This window comes from Pseudomonas sp. S2_E01 (assembly GCF_054668365.1).
The window spans coordinates 2,999,008-3,018,680 of record NZ_CP162762.1; the positions used below are offsets into that span (position 1 = coordinate 2,999,008).

At 60.9% G+C, this 19,673-nt stretch carries 19 protein-coding genes; 14 read left to right on the forward strand and 5 right to left on the reverse strand.

The features are described from left to right. The first annotated feature begins 94 nt into the window (after window positions 1–94). A complete protein-coding gene (locus AB4O36_RS13675; RefSeq protein WP_460126022.1) occupies window positions 95–1,204 on the forward strand; it encodes an efflux RND transporter periplasmic adaptor subunit in 1,110 nt (369 codons plus the stop codon). Then, a complete protein-coding gene (locus AB4O36_RS13680; RefSeq protein WP_460142018.1) occupies window positions 1,201–4,290 on the forward strand; it encodes an efflux RND transporter permease subunit in 3,090 nt (1,029 codons plus the stop codon). Before AB4O36_RS13675 ends, AB4O36_RS13680 begins: the two co-directional genes overlap by 4 nt. An 80-nt stretch (window positions 4,291–4,370) precedes the next feature. Here AB4O36_RS13680 and AB4O36_RS13685 read toward each other — a convergent pair whose 3' ends face one another. Next, entirely contained in the window at window positions 4,371–4,958 is a 588-nt protein-coding gene (locus tag AB4O36_RS13685; RefSeq protein ID WP_460142019.1) for a TetR/AcrR family transcriptional regulator, read from the reverse strand. A gap of 194 nt (window positions 4,959–5,152) precedes the next feature. On the opposite strand from AB4O36_RS13685, the gene AB4O36_RS13690 reads away from it, so the two are divergent. Next, window positions 5,153–5,809 (forward strand): glutathione S-transferase, encoded by a 657-nt coding sequence (locus AB4O36_RS13690; RefSeq protein ID WP_460142144.1) that lies wholly within the window; start codon window positions 5,153–5,155, stop codon window positions 5,807–5,809. 27 nt (window positions 5,810–5,836) lie between these two features. Here the strand turns inward: AB4O36_RS13690 and AB4O36_RS13695 are convergent, their stop codons facing one another. Then, window positions 5,837–6,874: a GlxA family transcriptional regulator gene (locus tag AB4O36_RS13695; protein WP_460142020.1), complete on the reverse strand. Its 1,038-nt coding sequence runs from the start codon at window positions 6,872–6,874 to the stop codon at window positions 5,837–5,839. A 108-nt stretch (window positions 6,875–6,982) separates the two neighbouring features. On the opposite strand from AB4O36_RS13695, the gene AB4O36_RS13700 reads away from it, so the two are divergent. The 5 genes from AB4O36_RS13700 to AB4O36_RS13720 all read left to right on the forward strand — a co-directional run bounded on the left by AB4O36_RS13700 (window position 6,983) and on the right by AB4O36_RS13720 (window position 11,814). Further along, window positions 6,983–8,032: an ABC transporter substrate-binding protein gene (locus tag AB4O36_RS13700; protein ID WP_460142021.1), complete on the forward strand. Its 1,050-nt coding sequence runs from the start codon at window positions 6,983–6,985 to the stop codon at window positions 8,030–8,032. A gap of 15 nt (window positions 8,033–8,047) precedes the next feature. Further along, on the forward strand, window positions 8,048–9,115 hold the full coding sequence (locus tag AB4O36_RS13705; RefSeq protein ID WP_460126032.1) for an ABC transporter ATP-binding protein: 1,068 nt from the start codon (window positions 8,048–8,050) through the stop codon (window positions 9,113–9,115). Next, on the forward strand, window positions 9,112–9,954 hold the full coding sequence (locus AB4O36_RS13710) for an ABC transporter permease (RefSeq protein WP_460142022.1): 843 nt from the start codon (window positions 9,112–9,114) through the stop codon (window positions 9,952–9,954). The genes AB4O36_RS13705 and AB4O36_RS13710 overlap by 4 nt, the downstream gene beginning before the upstream one ends. Further along, entirely contained in the window at window positions 9,951–10,739 is a 789-nt protein-coding gene (locus tag AB4O36_RS13715) for an ABC transporter permease (protein ID WP_460126036.1), read from the forward strand. The genes AB4O36_RS13710 and AB4O36_RS13715 overlap by 4 nt, the downstream gene beginning before the upstream one ends. A 61-nt stretch (window positions 10,740–10,800) precedes the next feature. Then, window positions 10,801–11,814, forward strand: a complete 1,014-nt coding sequence (locus AB4O36_RS13720; protein WP_460142023.1) for a proline racemase family protein — start codon at window positions 10,801–10,803, stop codon at window positions 11,812–11,814. 146 nt (window positions 11,815–11,960) lie between these two features. On the opposite strand, the gene AB4O36_RS13725 is transcribed toward AB4O36_RS13720, so the two are convergent. After that, window positions 11,961–12,704: an SDR family oxidoreductase gene (locus tag AB4O36_RS13725; RefSeq protein ID WP_460142024.1), complete on the reverse strand. Its 744-nt coding sequence runs from the start codon at window positions 12,702–12,704 to the stop codon at window positions 11,961–11,963. A gap of 113 nt (window positions 12,705–12,817) precedes the next feature. On the opposite strand from AB4O36_RS13725, the gene AB4O36_RS13730 reads away from it, so the two are divergent. Continuing rightward, window positions 12,818–13,747 (forward strand): LysR family transcriptional regulator, encoded by a 930-nt coding sequence (locus AB4O36_RS13730; protein WP_460142025.1) that lies wholly within the window; start codon window positions 12,818–12,820, stop codon window positions 13,745–13,747. Window positions 13,748–13,750: 3 nt separating this feature from the next. Here the strand turns inward: AB4O36_RS13730 and AB4O36_RS13735 are convergent, their stop codons facing one another. Then, window positions 13,751–14,974 (reverse strand): MFS transporter, encoded by a 1,224-nt coding sequence (locus AB4O36_RS13735; RefSeq protein WP_460142026.1) that lies wholly within the window; start codon window positions 14,972–14,974, stop codon window positions 13,751–13,753. A 128-nt stretch (window positions 14,975–15,102) separates the two neighbouring features. Between AB4O36_RS13735 and AB4O36_RS13740 the strand changes: the two genes are divergently transcribed. The 4 genes from AB4O36_RS13740 to AB4O36_RS13755 all read left to right on the forward strand — a co-directional run bounded on the left by AB4O36_RS13740 (window position 15,103) and on the right by AB4O36_RS13755 (window position 18,164). Continuing rightward, entirely contained in the window at window positions 15,103–16,011 is a 909-nt protein-coding gene (locus tag AB4O36_RS13740; RefSeq protein ID WP_460142027.1) for a LysR substrate-binding domain-containing protein, read from the forward strand. Window positions 16,012–16,131: 120 nt separating this feature from the next. Further along, a complete protein-coding gene (locus AB4O36_RS13745; RefSeq protein ID WP_460126048.1) occupies window positions 16,132–16,830 on the forward strand; it encodes a hypothetical protein in 699 nt (232 codons plus the stop codon). A 13-nt stretch (window positions 16,831–16,843) separates the two neighbouring features. Further along, a complete protein-coding gene (locus AB4O36_RS13750) occupies window positions 16,844–17,512 on the forward strand; it encodes a hypothetical protein (protein ID WP_460126050.1) in 669 nt (222 codons plus the stop codon). 106 nt (window positions 17,513–17,618) lie between these two features. Continuing rightward, window positions 17,619–18,164 (forward strand): hypothetical protein, encoded by a 546-nt coding sequence (locus AB4O36_RS13755; protein ID WP_460126052.1) that lies wholly within the window; start codon window positions 17,619–17,621, stop codon window positions 18,162–18,164. 42 nt (window positions 18,165–18,206) lie between these two features. On the opposite strand, the gene AB4O36_RS13760 is transcribed toward AB4O36_RS13755, so the two are convergent. Next, window positions 18,207–18,842 carry a hypothetical protein gene (locus tag AB4O36_RS13760; RefSeq protein WP_460126054.1) on the reverse strand — a complete coding sequence of 212 codons (636 nt, stop codon included), beginning with the start codon at window positions 18,840–18,842 and terminating at the stop codon, window positions 18,207–18,209. A gap of 244 nt (window positions 18,843–19,086) precedes the next feature. Between AB4O36_RS13760 and AB4O36_RS13765 the strand changes: the two genes are divergently transcribed. Beyond that, window positions 19,087–19,662 carry an NAD(P)H-dependent oxidoreductase gene (locus AB4O36_RS13765; RefSeq protein WP_460126056.1) on the forward strand — a complete coding sequence of 192 codons (576 nt, stop codon included), beginning with the start codon at window positions 19,087–19,089 and terminating at the stop codon, window positions 19,660–19,662. Window positions 19,663–19,673 lie beyond the last annotated feature (11 nt).

The window sequence follows — 19,673 nt, forward strand, 5'->3', positions numbered from 1 at the left end:
AGAGGAGGAAAAAATCAGAATAAGTGACGATTGACTGTTTTGGTCACTTAACTGAAGATAAGGTATGTTTCCTATCGATTGAGTATGCATACCTATGCGCCGGCTTCGACCCGCCCCCTTTGCTGCCTGTTTGTTGCCCTTGGTCCTGACGGCTTGCGGTGACGCCTCTCCCCCTGACGACCCGCGCACGCATGCCCCCCTGGTGCGCTCCTTTGCGGTTCAGGACGCCGGCGAGGTCTCTCGCTCGTTTACCGGAGTCGTCGCGGCGCGCGTTCAGGCGGACCTGGGCTTTCGGGTATCGGGGAAGGTGCTCGAACGGCTGGTCGACACAGGACAGACGGTCAAGCGAGGTCAAGCGCTCATGCGCCTCGACCCCATAGACCTGGGGTTGCAGGCGCGAGCACAGCAGGAATCGGTGACGGCCGCCCGCGCCCGAGCCAAACAGACGGCGGATGACGAGGCGCGCTACCGCGAGCTGGTTTCCGCGGGTGCTGTTTCGGCTTCGACCTACGACCAGATCAAGGCCGCTGCTGATACTGCAAAGGCACAGCTCAGCGCTGCCGAGGCGCAAGCTGACGTGGCCCGCAACGCCTCTGGCTATGCGGTGTTGCAGGCAGACTCCGATGCCGTGGTGGTGGAAACGCTGGCCGAACCCGGTCAAGTCGTTCCTGCGGGACAGCCCGTGGTACGCCTCGCCCGGGCCGGACAGCGCGAGGCCATCGTGTACCTGCCCGAAACGCTGCGCCCTGCTGCCGGGTCCATCGCACAAGCATCGTTGTACGGCAACACCACAGGCAGCGTTCCGGCAAAACTGAGGTTGCTGTCAGACGCCTCCGACCCGGCCACACGCACATTCGAGGCGCGTTATGTGCTCGACGGCGCGCTGGCCAACTCGCCACTCGGCTCGACCGTCACCGTGCGGATCGCCCAGGGCACACCGGATAAACAACTCAAGCAAGTGCCCATTGCTGCGATTTTTGATCCTGGCAATGGGAGTGGCCTGTGGGTCATCGCCGGGCAACCGGCGAAAGTGAGCTGGCGTTCCGTGCGGGTGGTGGGCCTGAGCGACGACATCGCGAGGGTGACGGGCGCAATCCAGGCAGGTGAGCAGGTTGTCGCATCAGGGGCGCATCTGCTGCGCGAAGGTGAAGAAGTGAGATTGGCTGACGAAGGTGACATCCCTGTCGCCGGGGGTCGCCCATGAGTCAGGGCCGCTTCAATTTATCGGCGATCGCCGTTCGCGAGCGTTCGATCACAGTGTTCCTGATCCTGTTGATCGCCGTGGCAGGCACCCTGTCCTTCTTCAAACTGGGCCGCGCCGAAGATCCACCGTTCACAGTCAAGCAACTGACTGTCATCACTGCGTGGCCCGGCGCTACGGCACAAGAGATGCAGGATCAGGTTGCCGAGCCATTGGAAAAACGCCTGCAGGAACTCAAATGGTACGACCGCACGGAAACCTACACCCGTCCGGGACTTGCCTTCACCATGGTGACGCTACTCGATCGCACACCGCCTTCGCAGGTGCAGGAGGAGTTCTACCAGGCGCGTAAAAAACTCGACGACGAAGCCATCAAACTCCCTGCCGGCGTGATCGGGCCCATGGTCAACGACGAGTTTTCCGACGTGACATTTGCCCTGTTTGCCTTGAAGGCCAAGGGTGAACCGCAGCGGCTGCTGGTGCGGGATGCAGAATCGCTGCGCCAGCGCCTGCTTCATGTGCCCGGCGTGAAGAAGGTGAACATCATTGGCGAGCAAGCCGAGCGCATTTTCGTCTCCTTTTCACATGACCGATTGGCCACGTTGGGCGTTGCGCCTCAGGACATTTTTGCCGCGCTGAACAATCAGAATGCGCTCACTCCCGCCGGCTCGATTGAAACCAGCGGGCCGCAGGTTGTGCTTCGCCTGGATGGTGCCCTGGATAAACTGCAAAAGATCCGGGACACCGCCATTGTCGTCAAGGGTCGTACATTGAAGCTTTCGGACATTGCGACGGTCGAGCGCGGGTACGAAGACCCGGCCACCTTCCTGGTGCGTAACAACGGTGAGGAAGCCCTGTTACTGGGATTGGTGATGCGCGAGGGCTGGAACGGTCTTGACCTGGGCAAGGCCCTGGACCTTGAAACGGACAAAATCAATGCCGCAATGCCGCTGGGCATGACGCTGACAAAAGTCAGTGATCAGTCAGCGAACATCAGCTCGGCCGTCGACGAATTCATGATCAAGTTCTTTGTCGCCCTGCTGGTCGTGATGCTCGTTTGCTTCCTCAGCATGGGCTGGCACGTCGGTATCGTGGTAGCCGCAGCGGTGCCACTGACGCTGGCCGTGGTGTTCACGGTGATGGCGGCCACCGGGAAAAACTTCGACCGGATCACCCTGGGATCGCTGATTCTGGCGCTTGGACTGCTGGTGGATGACGCCATCATCGCCATCGAAATGATGGTGGTGAAGATGGAGGAAGGCTACGACCGCATCAAGGCATCCGCGTATGCCTGGAGCCATACGGCCGCACCGATGCTCAGCGGCACACTGGTGACGGCAATCGGCTTTCTGCCCAACGGTTTCGCCCAGTCGACGGCAGGCGAATACACCAGCAACATGTTCTGGATCGTTGGCATTGCCCTGATTGCTTCCTGGGTAGTGGCGGTCGTTTTCACCCCCTATCTGGGCGTGAAAATGCTGCCTGATATCAAGGCGGTCGAAGGCGGCCACGCGGCGATCTACGACACCCCGAACTACAATCGTTTTCGCAGGATTCTGACACGCGTCATCGCCCGGAAGTGGTGGGTGGCCGGCACGGTCATCACGACCTTTATCGTGGCAATCGTGGGGATGGGCCTGGTCAAGAAACAGTTCTTTCCCACCTCGGATCGCCCCGAAGTGCTGATCGAAATACAAATGCCCTATGGCACTTCCATTGAACAAACCAGTGCGACCACGGCGACTGTAGAGGCCTGGTTACAGAAGCAGGATGACGCAAAAATCGTCACGGCTTATGTGGGGCAAGGCGCGCCGCGCTTCTACCTGGCGATGGCCCCCGAGTTGCCGGACCCGTCGTTTGCAAAGATCGTGGTATTGACTGACAGTCAGGAGGCACGCGAAGCCCTCAAGTTCCGTCTTCGCCAAGCCGTTGCACAGGGGCTGGCCCCGCAAGCGCGTATCCGGGTCACGCAGCTGGTTTTCGGACCATACTCGCCGTTTCCTGTCGCTTACCGGGTCATGGGGCCCGACCCGTCGACGTTGCGCGAAATCGCCAGCCAGGTACAGGCCGTGATGCTGGCGAGCCCGATGATGCGAACCGTCAACACTGACTGGGGGCCGCTCGTGCCAACGCTGCATTTCAATCTGGACCAGGACCGGTTGCAGGCGCTGGGACTGACCTCCAGCGCTGTTGCGCAGCAGTTGCAGTTCCTGCTGACGGGTGTGCCCATTACGGCCGTCCGGGAGGACATTCGTTCGGTCCAGGTGGTGGGACGCGCCAAGGGTGATATCAGGCTCGACCCTGCAAAAATCGAAGGCCTGACGCTGGTGGGCGCGGCCGGCCAGCGAATTGCGCTGTCCCAGGTCGGCGAAGTCGAGGTGCGCATGGAAGATCCGATCATCAGGCGCCGTGACCGCACACCGACCATCACCGTACGTGGAGACATTGCCGAAGGCTTGCAGCCGCCGGACGTCTCGAGCGTCATCAGCAAGGCACTGGCGCCGGTGATCGACAAGCTGCCTGAGGGCTATCGGATCGAGCAGTCGGGAGCCATCGAGGAATCGGGCAAGGCTGGACAGGCGATACTGCCGCTGCTGCCCATCATGATTGCCCTCACGCTGCTGATCATCATCGTGCAGGTGCGCTCGATCTCGGCGATGATCATGGTGTTTCTCACCGCACCCCTTGGGTTGATTGGCGTGGTGCCCACACTGCTCCTTTTCCAGCAACCTTTTGGCATCAACGCCTTGGTCGGCCTGATTGCACTTTCCGGGATTCTGATGCGCAACACGCTCATTTTGATCGGGCAAATCCACCAGAACACACGCGAAGGACGAGATCCTTTCGATGCAGTGATCGAGGCCACTGTACAGCGGGCGCGCCCAGTGTTGCTGACCGCGCTGGCGGCCATCCTGGCGTTCATCCCGCTGACTCACTCGGTGTTCTGGGGGACGCTGGCGTACACGCTGATCGGAGGCACGTTCGTTGGCACCATCATGACGCTGGTGTTCCTGCCCGCGATGTACTCCATCTGGTTCAAAATCCGCCCCGCTTCACACCGGCAAAACGAATCCGCAGCGCTGGCGTGAAAGAGCGTTCAAAACGTCACCCTCGATTGACGGGTGATGCAACAGGCCAGGCCCCGGCTCCCGGGGCACTGACCGATGGCTCAAGCCGCCGAAGTGTTCGTACGCTGGACCGAAATCAAGCCTGCCTGCTGATAAGTCATTACCAGCTCGTCGAAATGCCGGATGTCCCCGCGCGTGCGCGCGATCAGTTGCGCGCCCGCAACGGCGGCGTGGATGGCGCGGGCCCGATGTTCGATTTCCTGCGCATTATCCCAGCCAGCGTCGGCCAGAACGTGCGCAAGCCACGTGACATTGACGTCTGCAAATGCCTTGACCTCCCGTGAAACCTGATCCGGAAGATCTTCATATTCGGCCGCCATGAAACTGGACAGGCATAGCCGGTTGCCGTCCTCCAGGGACTTGCGAAAAATCGACGAATACAATTGCAGGCAACGAGCCGGGTCACTGTTGGACGCCCGAATGGCATCCAGGGCCGCCTGCGTGTCCTGCCAGTAACGCCGGGCCACTTCAGCGCCCAGGTCCGCCTTGCTCGGAAAGTGGTAGTAGATGCTTGCATTGCGGATACCCACCTCCTCCCCGATACTGCGGAAATTGATGCCGCTGTAACCGTGCAACTGCGCAGCCGATTTGGCCGCCGCCAGAATGGCCTCTCGCGCATTTTCACTCACGTGGGTAACCCTCGTACGCATAGTTGATCTATCGACATGCCACGACTTTATCCTGATTGCGTTTACCTGCCAACTGGAAGGTAGGGGCTTGACAACCAGAAAATCCAGGCTCAGTCTTTACCTACCAACTGACAGGCAGGTAACTTCGAATGACTGACTCACAATTGCACAGCCACGTCCCTTCCCTCCCTTCGATGAAAATTCATGATTGGTTCGATGGCCCCTACCCGGCGCGGGTACGCATCGCGCTGGCGGAAAAAGGCCTGCTGCCCAACGTTGAATTCTTGTCGGTCAACCTCTGGACGGGAGAGCACAAGAAACCCGAATTTCTGGCGATCAATTACTCGGGCACGTTGCCTGTGCTGGAGCTCGAAGATGGAACCCTCATCGCCGAATGCACGGCCATCACGCAGTATCTGGACCGGCTGAGCGGCAACCCCACACTTACGGGCGAAACGGCGCTTGAGCAAGGGCTGATCCACATGATGACCAAACGCGCAGAAATCGAGTTTCTCGATGCGGCGAGTGTCTATTTTCACCACGCCACACCTGGGCTCGGCCCACAGGTGGAGCTGTACCAGAACGTCGAATGGGGCATCAGGATGGGCGAAAAGGCAGTCAGGGGCATGCGCTACTTCGACAGTCTTCTGAAGGTTCAGCCCTTTGTCGCCGGACAGACGTTTTCGATGGCCGACATTGCGGTGCTGGGAGGCATGATCTTCGCGTCGCTGGTCAAACTGGCGGTACCGGATGACTGTGTCGCCTTGCGTCAGTGGCATGCCAGGATGCAGGAGCGCCCCAGTGTGCAGACCTGGCGCGCCATGGTTAAACAGGGCCAAGCGAAAGATTGACGCAATGGCTGCGCCTTCGTGACGCTCTTACGCCCGCGCCTCGTTTTGATACTGGCGCGGGCACATGTTGAACCGCGCCCGAAACTCGCGAGAAAAATGCGCGCCGTCTGAGAAGCCACAATCCATGGCGATCTGGGTGATGCTGCTTTGGCTGTTCACCAGCAGCCACGCGCCATACTCAATGCGCAGGGAGCGCTGGAATTCCATGGGCGACAGTCCCAGCGACTGTTGGAAGGCACGCGTCAACTGGCGCCGGCCCAGCCCGACATATCGGGCGATGGCGTCGAGCGCTGGCAGACTGTCCATGCGCTGCTCGATGTAGTGCGCGGCCTGGCGCACGCGCTCATCCTTGATGTCCTCGAGGTTGGCGTAAAAATGCGCCTGGGGCTGCCGCCCTTGGCGAATCCCCTGCAACATCATGTGCCGCACGGCCTGTTGGGCTTTCTCCCGCCCGCAATGGCGCGCCACCAGGTGCAAAGCCAAGTCGATAGCGGCGGTAGAGCCGGCGCAGGTGATCAGGTCGCCCTCGTCGATGAACAGGTGATCGACGGCTGCGGGGGTCTTGGGAAACCGTGTACGAAACGCATCCAGCACGTTCCAGTGCACACACACCGAACGACTGCCCACCACGCCGGCCTGCGCCAGCGCGAAGGTGCCGGTGCAGATGCCCAGCAATCGCGTCCTGCTTTTCGCCACGCGCTGCAACCAGTCGCGCAGATGGCTTGGCATGTGGGTATTGAGGTAGTCGTTGCCGCCGCAAATGGCAATGTAGTCGAACGCTTGCGGATCCTGCGCGAGGCCACCCGACACTTCCAACGCGATGCCGGCGCTTGAAGTTCGCGGCAAGCCGTCGACACTCATCACCTGCCACATGGTGTGAATCTGCCGACTGCCGCCGCCCAGGTCGCCGGCCAGGCGCAAGACATCGATAAAACCGGAAAACGCCGCCAGGGTGAATTGATCCAGCAGAACAAAACCCACGGACAACTGCGCACGAGCGCCCACACCACCATTGGAAGCAGCGGTTGGTTGGTCGTCGGGATTAACCTGCGTCAATTTTTGCATGACCTAACTATTCAACTTTAAGACCCCGCAGTGCAAGCGCTCGAATCGGTGATACGAGCAAGATGCAGACAAGGGGAACAGTCCAACAACAACCCTAGGGGACATACGATGAAACTGAAGACAGGTCAGAAATTCAGCGCCGCTCTATTGGTTACAGGCTGCATCGCCGCACCGGCCGCCTTGGCCGACCCGCAAAAAATCACCGTCGCGCTGTACGGCGGCAACTGGGGTGACGCGTTCCTCAAATGTGTTGCAGAACCTTTCACGAAGGCCACGGGCATCGCAGTGGCCTCTGAGGTAGGGACGTCGACCGTCACCCTGGCCAAGCTCCAGCAGCAGAAAAACAGTCCGACCATCGACGTGGCCTGGATGGACGGCGGCATCAGCGAAATGGCCTATGACGCCGGCGTGGTTGCCGACCTTGACTCCGCCGCCATACCCAACCTGAAAAACATCCAGGACAAGGGGATTTACACCAACGCCGGGCACACCTTCGCCGTCAGCAGCGGCTACTACTCCCTGGGCCTCACTTACAACACCAAGGACGTCAAGCAAGCGCCCACCAGTTGGAAGGACCTGTGGAATCCGGAGTACGCCGGCGCCATTGCCCTGCCCTCGCCCGCCAATTCGTCCGGCGTGCCGTTCGTATTTTTCATGGCCGATGTGTGGGGTATCGACCGGGCCAATCTGGAGCAGGTCTACACCAAGCTCGGCGCACTGGACACCGCGTTGTTTTTTGACAGCTCGGGTGCCGCCACCAACGCCTTCCAGAGCGGCGAAGCAATCATCGGTGCGCACTTCAACGTTGGCGCCTGGGACTTGATCGACAAAGGTGCCCCTATCGGATTCACCATTCCCAAGGAAGGCGTGTGGGCCACCGATGCGCGCCTGCACCTGATCAAGGGTGCGAAAAACAGCAAGGCGGGCGAGCAGTTCATCAACACCGCACTGACCAAAGAAGCGGCCTCCTGCCTGGCCGCCAAGCTGTACCTGGGCCCGGCGGTGAAAGATGTCGAAGTGGCGCAAGACGTGGCGCGCAAGCTGCCCTGGGGTGTGAACGGTTCGATTAACGATTTGCGCCTGTTCGACTGGAGCCAGATCAACGCCGAACGCGCCAGCGTCACCAACGACTGGAACCGCAAGGTCACCGCCAAGTAACCGATGGGGTCTGCAATGTCAGTATTGTTGAGCATCGACCGCGTCTGTAAGCACTTCGGTTCCTTCCAGGCGCTGGACAACATCCAGCTGGACATCCAGCAAGGCGAATTCATCGTCCTGCTCGGCCCCAGCGGCTGTGGCAAGACCACGCTACTGCGTTCGATCGCCGGGTTCATGCAACCGGATTCAGGCACGATCGCCATCGACGGCCAGGATGTCAGTCGCCTGCCGCCTTACCGTCGACCGCTGAACACGGTGTTCCAGAACTATGCGCTGTTTCCACACATGACGGTGCTTGAGAACATCGCCTATGGGCCCCGTCGCCAGGGCATAGGGCGAAACGAAGCAAAGCTCAAGGCACGGCAAGCGTTGGCGATGGTCGGCCTGGAAGCGCTGGAAGACCGTTTCCCCCGTGGCATGTCCGGTGGACAACAGCAGCGTGTGGCCCTGGCCCGCGCCATCGTCAACCAGCCGAAACTGTTGCTGCTCGATGAGCCCCTGTCGGCACTGGACATGAAGCTGCGCAAGCGCATGCAGCTTGAACTCAAGCACCTGCAAGCCAAACTGGGGATCGCTTTCATCTTTGTCACCCACGACCAGGAAGAAGCGATGACCATCGCCGACCGCATCGTGGTGATGAACGCCGGTCGCATCGAACAGGTGGGCAGCAGTAGCGAAATCTACAGCGCCCCGGCTTCACGTTTCGTCGCCGACTTCATCGGCGAGGCCAACCTGATCGGTTACGAAGCCCGTGACAGTGGCGAAATCCGCCTGGCCGTTGCGCATACGCCCTTCCTGTACATGGCGAAAAACCTTTTGCCCCGGGGCACCGCAGTGTTGCGTCCCGAGCATTTGCAGGTGCTGGACGCGTCGAGCCTGACCAGCCCCGGCCAATGTGAAATGCACGGCACAGTGACCGATGTGATCAGTGTGGGCAGCCACACCATGGTCCATTCGATGATCGACGGCCAACCGGTGGTGGCACGCACCATGGGCCTGCCACGCGCCGACCTGCGGGCCGGCAGCGCGGTGCGCCTGGGCTTCGACCCGGCACACCTGCACCTGATCGGGGAAGCGGTATGAAACGCACAGCTCTCGCGCCGTCGTTGATGCTGTTTGGCGCCCTGGCGTTCTTCACCGCATTCTTCCTGGCGCCGTTTGCGGTGGTGATCTTTGCCAGCCTGACCAACAGTCCCGACCAGACCCTCACCCTGTCACATTACGTCAAGGTGCTGGGCGATCAGTACCACTGGGACGTGATTCTGGTGACATTCCGCATCGCCGCGCTGACCACGCTGATCTCGCTGCTGCTCGGCTACCCGCTGGCCTGGTACCTGGTGCGCGTCGTGAAGTGGCGGGCCTGGCGCCGTGCCTGTGTGATCCTGCTGGTGGTGCCCATGTTCACCAGCAACATCGTGCGCTCGTTCGGGTGGATGGTGCTGCTGGGGCGCAAGGGACTGGTGAACGAGAGCCTGATGAACGTCGGCCTGATCGACTCGCCGATACGCTTCCTCGGTACGGAACTGGGCATTCTGATCGGCATGGTCTACATCCTGCTGCCGTTTATTGTACTGGCCGCCGGCAATGCGTTGGCACAGGTGGACCCCGCCTATGAACAGGCGTCTGACGATCTTGGCGCCAGCCCCCGGGCGACGTTTTTCCATGTGGTGTTGCCGCTGACCATGCCCGGCATCATTTCCGGTTCCATCATGGTCTTCACCCTGGCGGCGAGCGCCTACGTCACCCCGGCGCTGTTGTCCGGTGGGCGCATCTCGGTGCTGTCGATGCTGATTTTCCAGCAATACAGTTCGGTGTTCGATTTCAACTACGGCGGAGCGCTGAGCGTGGTGCTGCTGATCTTTACTCTGGTCATGGTCGGGATCGCCGGACGCGTGGGCAGCATTCGGGGGAGCCACTCATGATCACGCAAATCCTGGTCAGGCTGGTAGCCTGGTCCGTGCTCGGCTACATGCTGCTGCCGCTGGTGGTCATCCTCGGCGTCTCGGTCACCGCCACTTCGTTCCTGGCCTTTCCACCCCAGGGCTGGACGCTGGACTGGTACAGCAAGATGCTCAGCGACCCCAGCTACGTGGCGTCCTTCGCCACCAGCACGATCCTGGCACTGGCGGCGACCTTCGTGGCGGTGCTGCTCAGCGTGCCAGCGGCGCTGGCCATGGCCCGCTATGAGTTTCGCGGCAAGGCCACGATCCTCGCGGCGCTCACCTCTCCGCTGGTGTTTCCGCACATCGTGCTCGGTGCGGCGCTGTTGCAGTTCGGCGGTTACCTGGGCCTGACGCGCAGCTTCCTCGCCTTGCTGATCGGCCACACCATCATCATTTCACCCTTCGTTCTGCGTTCGGTGCTGTCGATGCTGACGCCAGACCAAAGGGCCCTTGAAGAGGCTTCAAGCGACCTGGGCGGATCACCCTGGACGACGTTTTTCCTGGTGACCCTGCCGCAGATCAGGCCAGGGCTGGTGACCGGGTCGATCTTCGCGTTCATCTCGTCGTGGATCAACGTGGAGCTGTCGATCTTCAATACCACGCCGGACCTGAACACCATCCCGGTGAAGCTCTTCAACTACGTGCAATACACCGTCGACCCGACCATCGCCGCCGCGTCAGGCGCGACCATCCTGGTCGTGGTGGTGGCCGTGATCATTCTGGACCTGTGCATCGGCCTCGACCTTTTGTCAGAACGAAAATAACTCAAGCAACACCCCAAACGACCCAACACCTCATACGTCCCGAAAAGCCAGGAGTGCACTCATGCGCATGCAAGATACGTTCGATGTCATCTACACCCATACCGAAGGCGAACCCCTGTGCATCGTCCACAGCGGTATTCCTTACCCGGCAGGTTCCAGCATCCTGGCCAAACGGGCCTTTCTCGAGCAGAACTACGACTGGCTGCGTAAAGCCCTGATGCAGGAACCGCGCGGGCACAAGGACATGTTCGGCGTGTTCCTCACCCCGCCGTCCAGCCCCGAATACGACGCGGGCCTGATCTACATGGACGGCAGCGTCTACTCGCACATGTGTGGCCACGGCACCATCGCCGTGAGCATGGCCATGGTCGCCTTGGGCCTGGTGCCACGCGGCAAGGACGGCCTCACCAAGATCCGCTTTGAAACCACCGCCGGCCTGGTGGTGGCCGAAGTGAAGTCCGAAGGCGACAAGGTGCTGTGGACCCGCTTTGAAAACGTACCGGCCTACGTGGCTGCACAGGACATCCCGATCCAGTTGCCCGGCTACGGCGACCTCAAGGCCGATCTGGTCTGGGGCGGCAACTACTTTGGCATCGTCGACCTGAGCAGCAGCGACCTGCGTATCAGCCCGGACAACGGCAGCGAACTGTCGCGTATGGGTTTGATTGCTCGGGACCAGATCAACAAGCAGTTGAAGATCCAGCACCCGACCGAGGCGCACATCAATGACCTCAACTTCATCACCTTCTGGCATCCAGCGACCATCGAGGGCGCGCTCTACAAAAATGTCCACGTGTTCAGCGCCGGGCAGCTGGACCGCTCCCCTGGCGGCACGGGCACCAGCGCAATGATGGCCATGTTCGAGGCACGCGGGAAAATGGGATTGAACCAGCCGATCCTGTCGGAAGGGTTGTTGGGCAGTGGCACGTTCGAGGGGTGCCTGCTGGGTGAAGTGGACCTCAACGGCACCCGCGCCGTAAGGCCAACGGTGAAAGGCACGGCGAGCATCCTGGGTACGGCGCGTTGGGTGATCGACCGTGATGATCCGGTGGGTGCCGGTTTCGTCATCAACTAAAAGACCGGACACACACAACCCCTGTAGGAGCGAGCTTGCTCGCGATGGACTGAAGCGCGCCGCGGGGCATCAGGTTTCCCGCGTCATCGTTGACGACCATCGCGAGCATGCTCGCTCCTACAGGGGATCGGAGAGGCCCCTTCGCCTCAAGCCGCAAAACCACCATCGATCAACAGATCCCCACCGGTCACGTACGACGCTTCGGGACCGGCCAGATAAGCCACCATCGCGGCAATCTCATCGGCCTTTCCGTGACGACGGATGGCCATGAGGTCGTGCATGGTCGCGCCGAACTCGGCATTCTCCGGATTCATGTCAGTGTCCACTGGGCCGGGCGCCACGTTGTTGACCGTGATGCCACGCGGTCCCAGGTCCCGTGCCATGCCCTTGACCAGGCCGATCAGCGCCGATTTGCTCATGGCGTAAGTTGCGCCGCCGGCGAATGGCATGCGTTGGCCGTTGGTGCTACCGATGTTGATGATACGACCGCCGTCCTTCATGTGTTTGGCCGCTGCCTTGGAGGCGACGAACACGGCCCTTACGTTGACGGCCAGGGTGCGGTCGAAGTCTTCCAGGGAGAAATCTTCCACGGAGCCGGTGATCAGCACGCCGGCGCTGTTGACCAGAATGTCCAGGCGACCGAACTGCTCGGCTACGCTGTCGATGGCGTTGGTGAGGTTGACCGGGTCGGCTGCGTCCGCCTTGAGGGCGATGGCGTGGCCGCCATTGGCGGTGATTTCCTCGACCAGTGCTTCAGCCGCGATGGCCGAGGCGAAGTAACCAATGGCGACCGTGGCACCTTCACGGGCCAGGCGGCGGGCGGTGGCGGCGCCAATGCCGCGGGAACCGCCGTTGATGAAAGCGACTTTACCATTGAGTGGAGTGTGCATGATGTTTTCCTTCTGGGAGTGGGTTGGTGTGAACACATGATGGTCGCCGCCACCTGGTCGCGGTAGTCGCAAAAATGCGTGTTCAGTTTCAACCAACGGTATAAAGTGCGGGCATGAACACAGAACTCAGCAGTTACCTCGACGCCTTCATCTGCGCCGCCGACGAAGGCAGCTTCTCGGCCGCCGCGCGGCGCATGGGGCTGACCCCGGCCGCCGTCAGCAAAAGCGTGGCCCAACTGGAAGCGCGGCTGGGCGTGCGCCTGTTCCAGCGCAGCACCCGCAGCCTCGCACTGACCTCCGAAGGTGAACGCCTGTATGGCCAGGTACGCCTGCCCTGGGGCGAGATCGGCGACGCCCTCACCGACCTGCGTCAAGGCGCGGGCAAGCCGGCGGGCACGCTCAAGGTCTCGCTGGCCTACACCGTGGGCCGCGAATACTTCGTGCCGCTGATGAACGAGTTCGTGCGCCGTTATCCAGACGTGGTGCCCGACCTGCATTTCGATAACCGACAGGTCGACCTGATCAACGAGGGTTTTGATGTGGCGATCGGTGGCGGCATCGAGCTCACCGATGCATTGATCGCTCGGGAATTGGCGCGCCTGCGCATCGTGTTGGCGGCCTCGCCTTCGTACCTGAAAGACCATCCCACGCCCACGCATCCACAGGAACTGACCCGCCATCGCGGCTTGCTGCGCCGCTCGCTGAGCACCGGACGCCTGTTGCCCTGGAGTCTGAAAAACGCCGCCGGTGAACAAGTGGTGGCCGGCGTACGGCCGGTGATGGTACTGGACGACCCTGAAGCCATCGCCCGCGCGGCGGCCACCGGCATGGGCATCGCCTTGCTGCCGATGCCCCATGCCCTGCCGTTTCTGGAGCGCGGTGAGCTGGTGCGTGTGCTGCCCGAGTGGTACGCCGAACCGGCGCCGTTGTCGATCTACTACACCAGCCGCAAACTGCTGCCGGCCAAGGTGCGGGTATTCGTGGACTACATCGTCGAAGCGTTCCGGACGAGCGGGAATGCGGCGCGGTTTAGCCAAAAATGAACGTTACTGATCGAAAATACGCGGGTGCCGCAGGCTGACGATCGTCACCGGCAAGAACGAAACCGCCGCCGTTCCCGCGATGATCAACACCGCCGCCGTCACGCCCAGGTGGTCACCCGCAAACCCGTACAACACCGGCGCCAGGGCCCCGGCGCCGATGGTGCCGGTGTAGAACACCGAGTAGCTTTTCTCCAGGGTGGCTGAGTCCACCACATCGGTGACCGCGCCGTACAACACCGACGAGGTGCCGTTGAGCACGACCCCGAGGAACGGCAAGGCCACCATGGCCCAGTCCAGGGACGTCATCAGCACCACGGCGATCAATGTCGCCGTCAGCAGTTCGGTGAGCACAATGGTTCTGGCGCTGCCCAGTACATCGGCGAACCAGCCGCAACAGAACTTGCCAACTGCCCCGCCGATGAACACCAGCGTCAGGGCGAACCCCGTCTGGGCAAGTGAGCCACCCTGGGCCTTGATGATGAAGGGAAGGAAGGTGAGAAAGCCCATGCGCACCGCGCTGTCCAGCACCGCCGTCGACAACAGGGCCGGGAAGCCGCGCCCAAAGGCCTTGGTCTTCGCGTTGTCCTGCACGGGCGTCTTGGCGACCTTGGCCACTTTGGACGGATCCGGCGTCACGACATTCCTCACCAGCGTCCAGATCAGCAGCGCGGCCAACACGCCGACACCGGCGTAAGCCATCACCACGCTGTGGTACGTGCCGTAGGTCAGCAGCGCAGCCGCCGAGGCCGGCAATACCGACTTGCCGATATCGCCGGCAAAATTGTACAGCCCAAGAGGTCTTTTGGCGGCGCTGCCATAGGCGCGAGCGACCATGGCCGAGGCGATGGGATGTTGCACGCTGGCGCCGATGCCGGCGATGACCAGCGCGCCCCCCAGGGCCACCGCACTACCGGCGAGCCCCGCGAGAAACCAGCCGAGCGCGGTCACCAGCGTGGAGATCACCAGCAGGTGCGCCGGGCGGATCTTCGCCGACAAGGTGGTCGCCGGGATCTGCAAAGTCGCGAGGGTCAAGGCATAGGCGCTTCTGAGCACACTCAGCCACACATAGCTCAGGGCGAACATATCCTGCCAGACCGGAAGGAACACGTACACCAGATCGCTCAGGCCATCGTGAGCGGCATGGGCGGTACAGGCGGCGACCAGGGTGTTTTTCTTGGTGGTACGTTGCGTATCGGCAACGCTGGAGGCAGGAACGGTGGAGGCCATGGGTTCATGTCGCGCAAGAGTGAAGGTACATTGTGTCCGTATGTAAAATCTTGCCGTTAATGAAAGGAATTGATGCCCCATGAGATTGTTTGCAAGGCCAGGCCATGGCCATTAGGAAATTCCCCTCGATGACCGCGTTGCGCGGCTTCGAAGCCTGTGCGCGGCACCTGAATTTTTCCCAGGCGGCGCTGGAGTTGCACATCACCCAAAGTGCGATCAGCCATCAGATCAAGCAACTGGAAGAAGTCATGGGCGCGCAGTTTTTCGATCGCAGTGCCGGGGTGATGACACTGACCAAGGCCGGTGCCGAACTGCTGCCCACGGTGCGCAGTTTTCTCAAGGACATCAACGCCCTCGCCGGCCGTTTCGAACGCGATGCCCAGGGCCAGTCGATGGTCGAACTGTTCGTGCATGACTCCTTCGCCAACACCTGGTTGATTCCGCGCCTGCCGGGTTTTCATGCGGCCCATCCGGACATTCGCATCCAGCTCAACACCCACGAATTTTCCCGGTTCGACCACCCCAGCGGGCAAGCCGCCATCCGCCTGGGTGAAGACCACGCTGCCTGGCCGGGATTCTTCTCGGAGTTCATCCTGCCGGAGAAGATTTTCCCGGTGTGCAGCCCTGCGCTGGTCGCCCGCCTGGGGGTGCCCGACAGCGCGGCGGACGTGCTCAGGTATCCGATCATCCTGCGCTGGCGCAGCCTGCTCAGTGGCGAGATGGTCTCCACGCCGTCGTGGGATTACTGGCTGGAGAAGAACGAACTCACTTCGTTGCCGTTCGACTGCGCGCTCACCGTCCCCCATTCCAGCATGGCCGTGCTGGCCGCCATACGCGGCCTGGGCGTGGCCATGGCGCGCACGTCGCACATCTCCGACGAGCTGCAAACCGGGGTCCTGCAAAAACTGGTCGACGAAGAAACGGACTGCGGCACCGGGTATCACTTCCTCTGCGCACCGGGCAAGGAGCACACGCCGGAGATCCGCAGCCTCCTGGAATGGTTTCGCAGCGAGAGCCAGCAACCCAGCCACCAATGATTCCAGAGGACAGGAGCTCTCGCTCCTACAGGCGATTCGTGGACGGTAAAATTCAAATCGGCTCGGATCCGGCCGATACAGCGGATGCCCCGACTTGGGCCATCGCAGAAAGGACGCCTGATGCTGCACGCATTCAGCCACAAGAAATCCAGGCTCTATCGCCGCTATCTGGGCCATAGGGATGAAACCACCGAACAACGGGTGGCCGAGGAAGATGAAATCACCTCGACGCTGATCGGCCCGCTGGCCTTTCTGTCTCCGGCGGCGATCGCCACTTTCTGGGGCGCGGTGGTGCGCCATCGCAATCCCGAGCATGCCTTCCCTACCGGCGCACCCACCCATGCCGAAATGGAGTTCTGGCCACATAACGGACGCATCGAGCCAGACCTTCTGGTGACACTGACCTGGGGCGCGCAAACGCGGATTTTGCTGGTGGAATTCAAATGGCGAGCGCCCTTGAGCGGTGACGAGCAGTTACACATTCAATGGGAAAAATATCTCGACGAGCACCAGCGGCAACATGCCCTTCATCTGTTTATCGGCCTGGATACCAGCGCAGCCAGCAATGCCCTGAATCACCGTGATTGCTGGGAAGGCAAGCTGATCATGCGCTCGTGGTTTGACATCCTCACGGCCGTCGCCGCTATCCCCATGGGTCGCGGACTTGAACTGCAACGCTGGATCAAGCAAGTCGGCGAGTGCCTGGAGCTGCTGGCCGTGAAGCCCTTCAATGGCTTCGGAACAAACCTGACAAAGCCACAGCTTCCCAACGTATCCGAACATGTGTTTTTCGCTCACCCCCAGCCGCCCCAATCTTGAGAGTGCATTGCCAATGAGTGAAACCGGTCAAGCCATCACCGCCTCCATCGCTTTCGTGTCCCAAGTGGCCAGGGAATGCGAAGCACTGGCGAACCTAATCAAGCAAGAGGTCAGCGACTTGTTCCGCCAAAGCCCGCTGGACACCACCTACACACCAGGCCAGTGGTGCAGCAGCTACAGAACCGACGCCAGTGGCTGGATTTACAGCGATGTCGCCTGGACGTTGCCGCTCACGCCGAGCCGCAAACACGAGCCGACCGCGCACCTCGCGTTCCAGATGAGTTTTCTCTGCGATAACGTCGAGGGAGGCCTGAGCCCGGAGCCTCTGCTTCACATTAACCTGTGGGGTGTACCGACCAACGTGAAGTCTGAGGACTACATGGGCTTCAAAATGTATGGGTTGTCTCCCGCCACCATGACCCAACTGCGAGACGGCACCGCGCGCCTGTTTCGGTGGGAAGCGGAAAACGGCGCAGCAGACCACTGGACCTTCAGCTTGCGCCTTGCGCAAATAGACAAGCCGGAAGAGGTTCGCAAGCAGATCTGCACGTTCATCAGCCTGCTGTTGGCTGACGTGGATGCGGGCGAAGCCGCGCTAAACGACACACCGAGTGTTGTACGCTGGACGGTGCTGGAAGAGACCCATGAAGATCGGAACGACTACTACCGGGTCGTGCTGTAGCTCGACTGATCGCCCCACGCCCTGGTTTACACCGGTATGCTCACTTGATGGCCCCAACGCGATCAATTGATAATCGCTTTCTCCTCTTCTCACGCAAGGATATGCCGTGAAAAAGCTCTACCTCGCCCTCCCCGTCTGCGCATTGCTGTTGCAAGGCTGCGGTGTGACCATGACCCGCTACGAACCCGACTTTCAGAATGTCCAGCAGCTCAAGCAAAACGCGCCGTTGCAACCGGTACGCGATGCGCAGGTGAATGCTGATTCTGGACAGGGTTCTCTGATGGTTCGCCTGAATCCGATTTCCTCGCCCGAAGGCAGTGTGCCGTTGCACATTCAGGCCGCGATCAGCGATGAGCTCCGTCACGCCGGCTTGCTTGACCCTCGCGCCGAACGGCAGCTGCAGATCCAACTGGTCAAGAGCCAACTCAACACCGGCGTGATCACTGGCCACGGCGAACTGGCTGCACGTTTCACCCTGCGCAAGGGTGACCAGGTGCTGTATGAAACCACCAAAGACGTGCAGCGTGATTGGGACAGCAGCTTCTTCGGACCGATCGCCATTCCTGCGGCGGCGAACAATTACAATCCGATGGTGCAGGCGTTGCTCAAGAGCCTGTACAGCGACCCGCAGTTCGTTCAGGCGCTCAAGTGAGCAAAAAGAAAGAGCCGCGATAGCGGCTCTTGTCTATCGAGGTCAGCCGCGAGGAATGCGGGCATCAACAGCGGAATACTTCAGGCGGTTGCTGTCGACCCAATTCTTCAGCAGCGCATTGACCTGACGACTGAAGGTATCGGTGACAGCCGCTTTGGGCGTATTGCCCGCAAGCGGCAGGAACCAGATGCCCATCCAGGTATTCACCGCGTCGTGGTTACTGGTTTTGCCCAATGACTGACCACGGTCGTCCAGGGTTTCCAGACTCATGGTGTATTGGTCGGTCGCCAGTGCAGGGATGATCGTGAGGGTCAGACCACTGATAAACGCCAGCGCCATCTGCCCACCCCCTGGCGCGTGGTTGTACACCTTCAATCGAAGACTGTAGTCACCTGGCTGCTTTTCAAACTCGTCAAAGCTGACACGACCAAACAGACCGGACTCATTGAATGCACGCTTGAGGTCGGGCTTGAGCATCTCCCGTGCCTGCGGAACCTCGTTGGCCTGAGCATTGCCAGGGTCGCCCTGATAGAAATCGAAATCCACATAGACGTTGGGCTTGTTCGCGTAGCTGGCCATCGAGGGCAGATCCACCCGCGCCACTTCATCCTTGGTGAAGCTTGCGCATCCACCAAGACTCAATGCCAGGGCAAACGCCATGGCTTTTCCAAATTGCATATCGACTTCCTTGCTGATTCACGAGCGCAGTCACGTTGACTGCGGGGCTGATTCTAGAGCGAATCCAGCCGAATCAAAAGGCGACCACCCAGTGATTGGACACCCAAGCGAGTGTCGTCTGCTGCGCTTTCAGCGCGCAACCTGCCGATCTCCACCAGCAATAACCGCTGCGGGTGCCATCCGTTGACTCTCCCCCTAAGGGCACACCCTATGCTCAATACCCAATTTTCAGGATGAAGTGATCATGAGCAAACGGGTACTGGTGATTCTGGGTCACCCTTCAACGAACAGTTTCTGCGGTGCACTGGCCGAGTGTTATGTCGAAACAGCCAGGCGTGCCGGGCACGATGTGCGGGTGCTCCGCCTGGGTGACTTGAGCTTCGACCCGATCCTGCACGACGGCTACCAACAGATCCAGCCTCTGGAACCCGATCTGCTCAGGGCGCAGGCCGATATCACCTGGGCCGAGCACCTGACGTTGGTTTTTCCGATCTGGTGGGGTGGCATACCGGCCCTGATGAAAGGCTTTCTCGATCGGACGTTCCTGCCCGGTTTTGCCTTCAAGTACCGCGAAGGCAAGGCCTTTCCCGCCAAGCTGCTCCACGGCAGGACCGCTCACCTGCTGGTCACCATGGACACGCCATCGTGGTACTACAAGTGGGTCTACCGCATGCCCGGCCTGCACCAGATGCGCAAGACCACCCTGGCGTTCTGTGGCATAAAGCCGCTGAAAACCCTGACGTTCGGGCCGATCCTCGATTCCACCCCTCAACAGCGCGAAACCTGGCTCAAGCAGGCTCGGGATATGGCCCGCCGTTGATGCACGGGCTT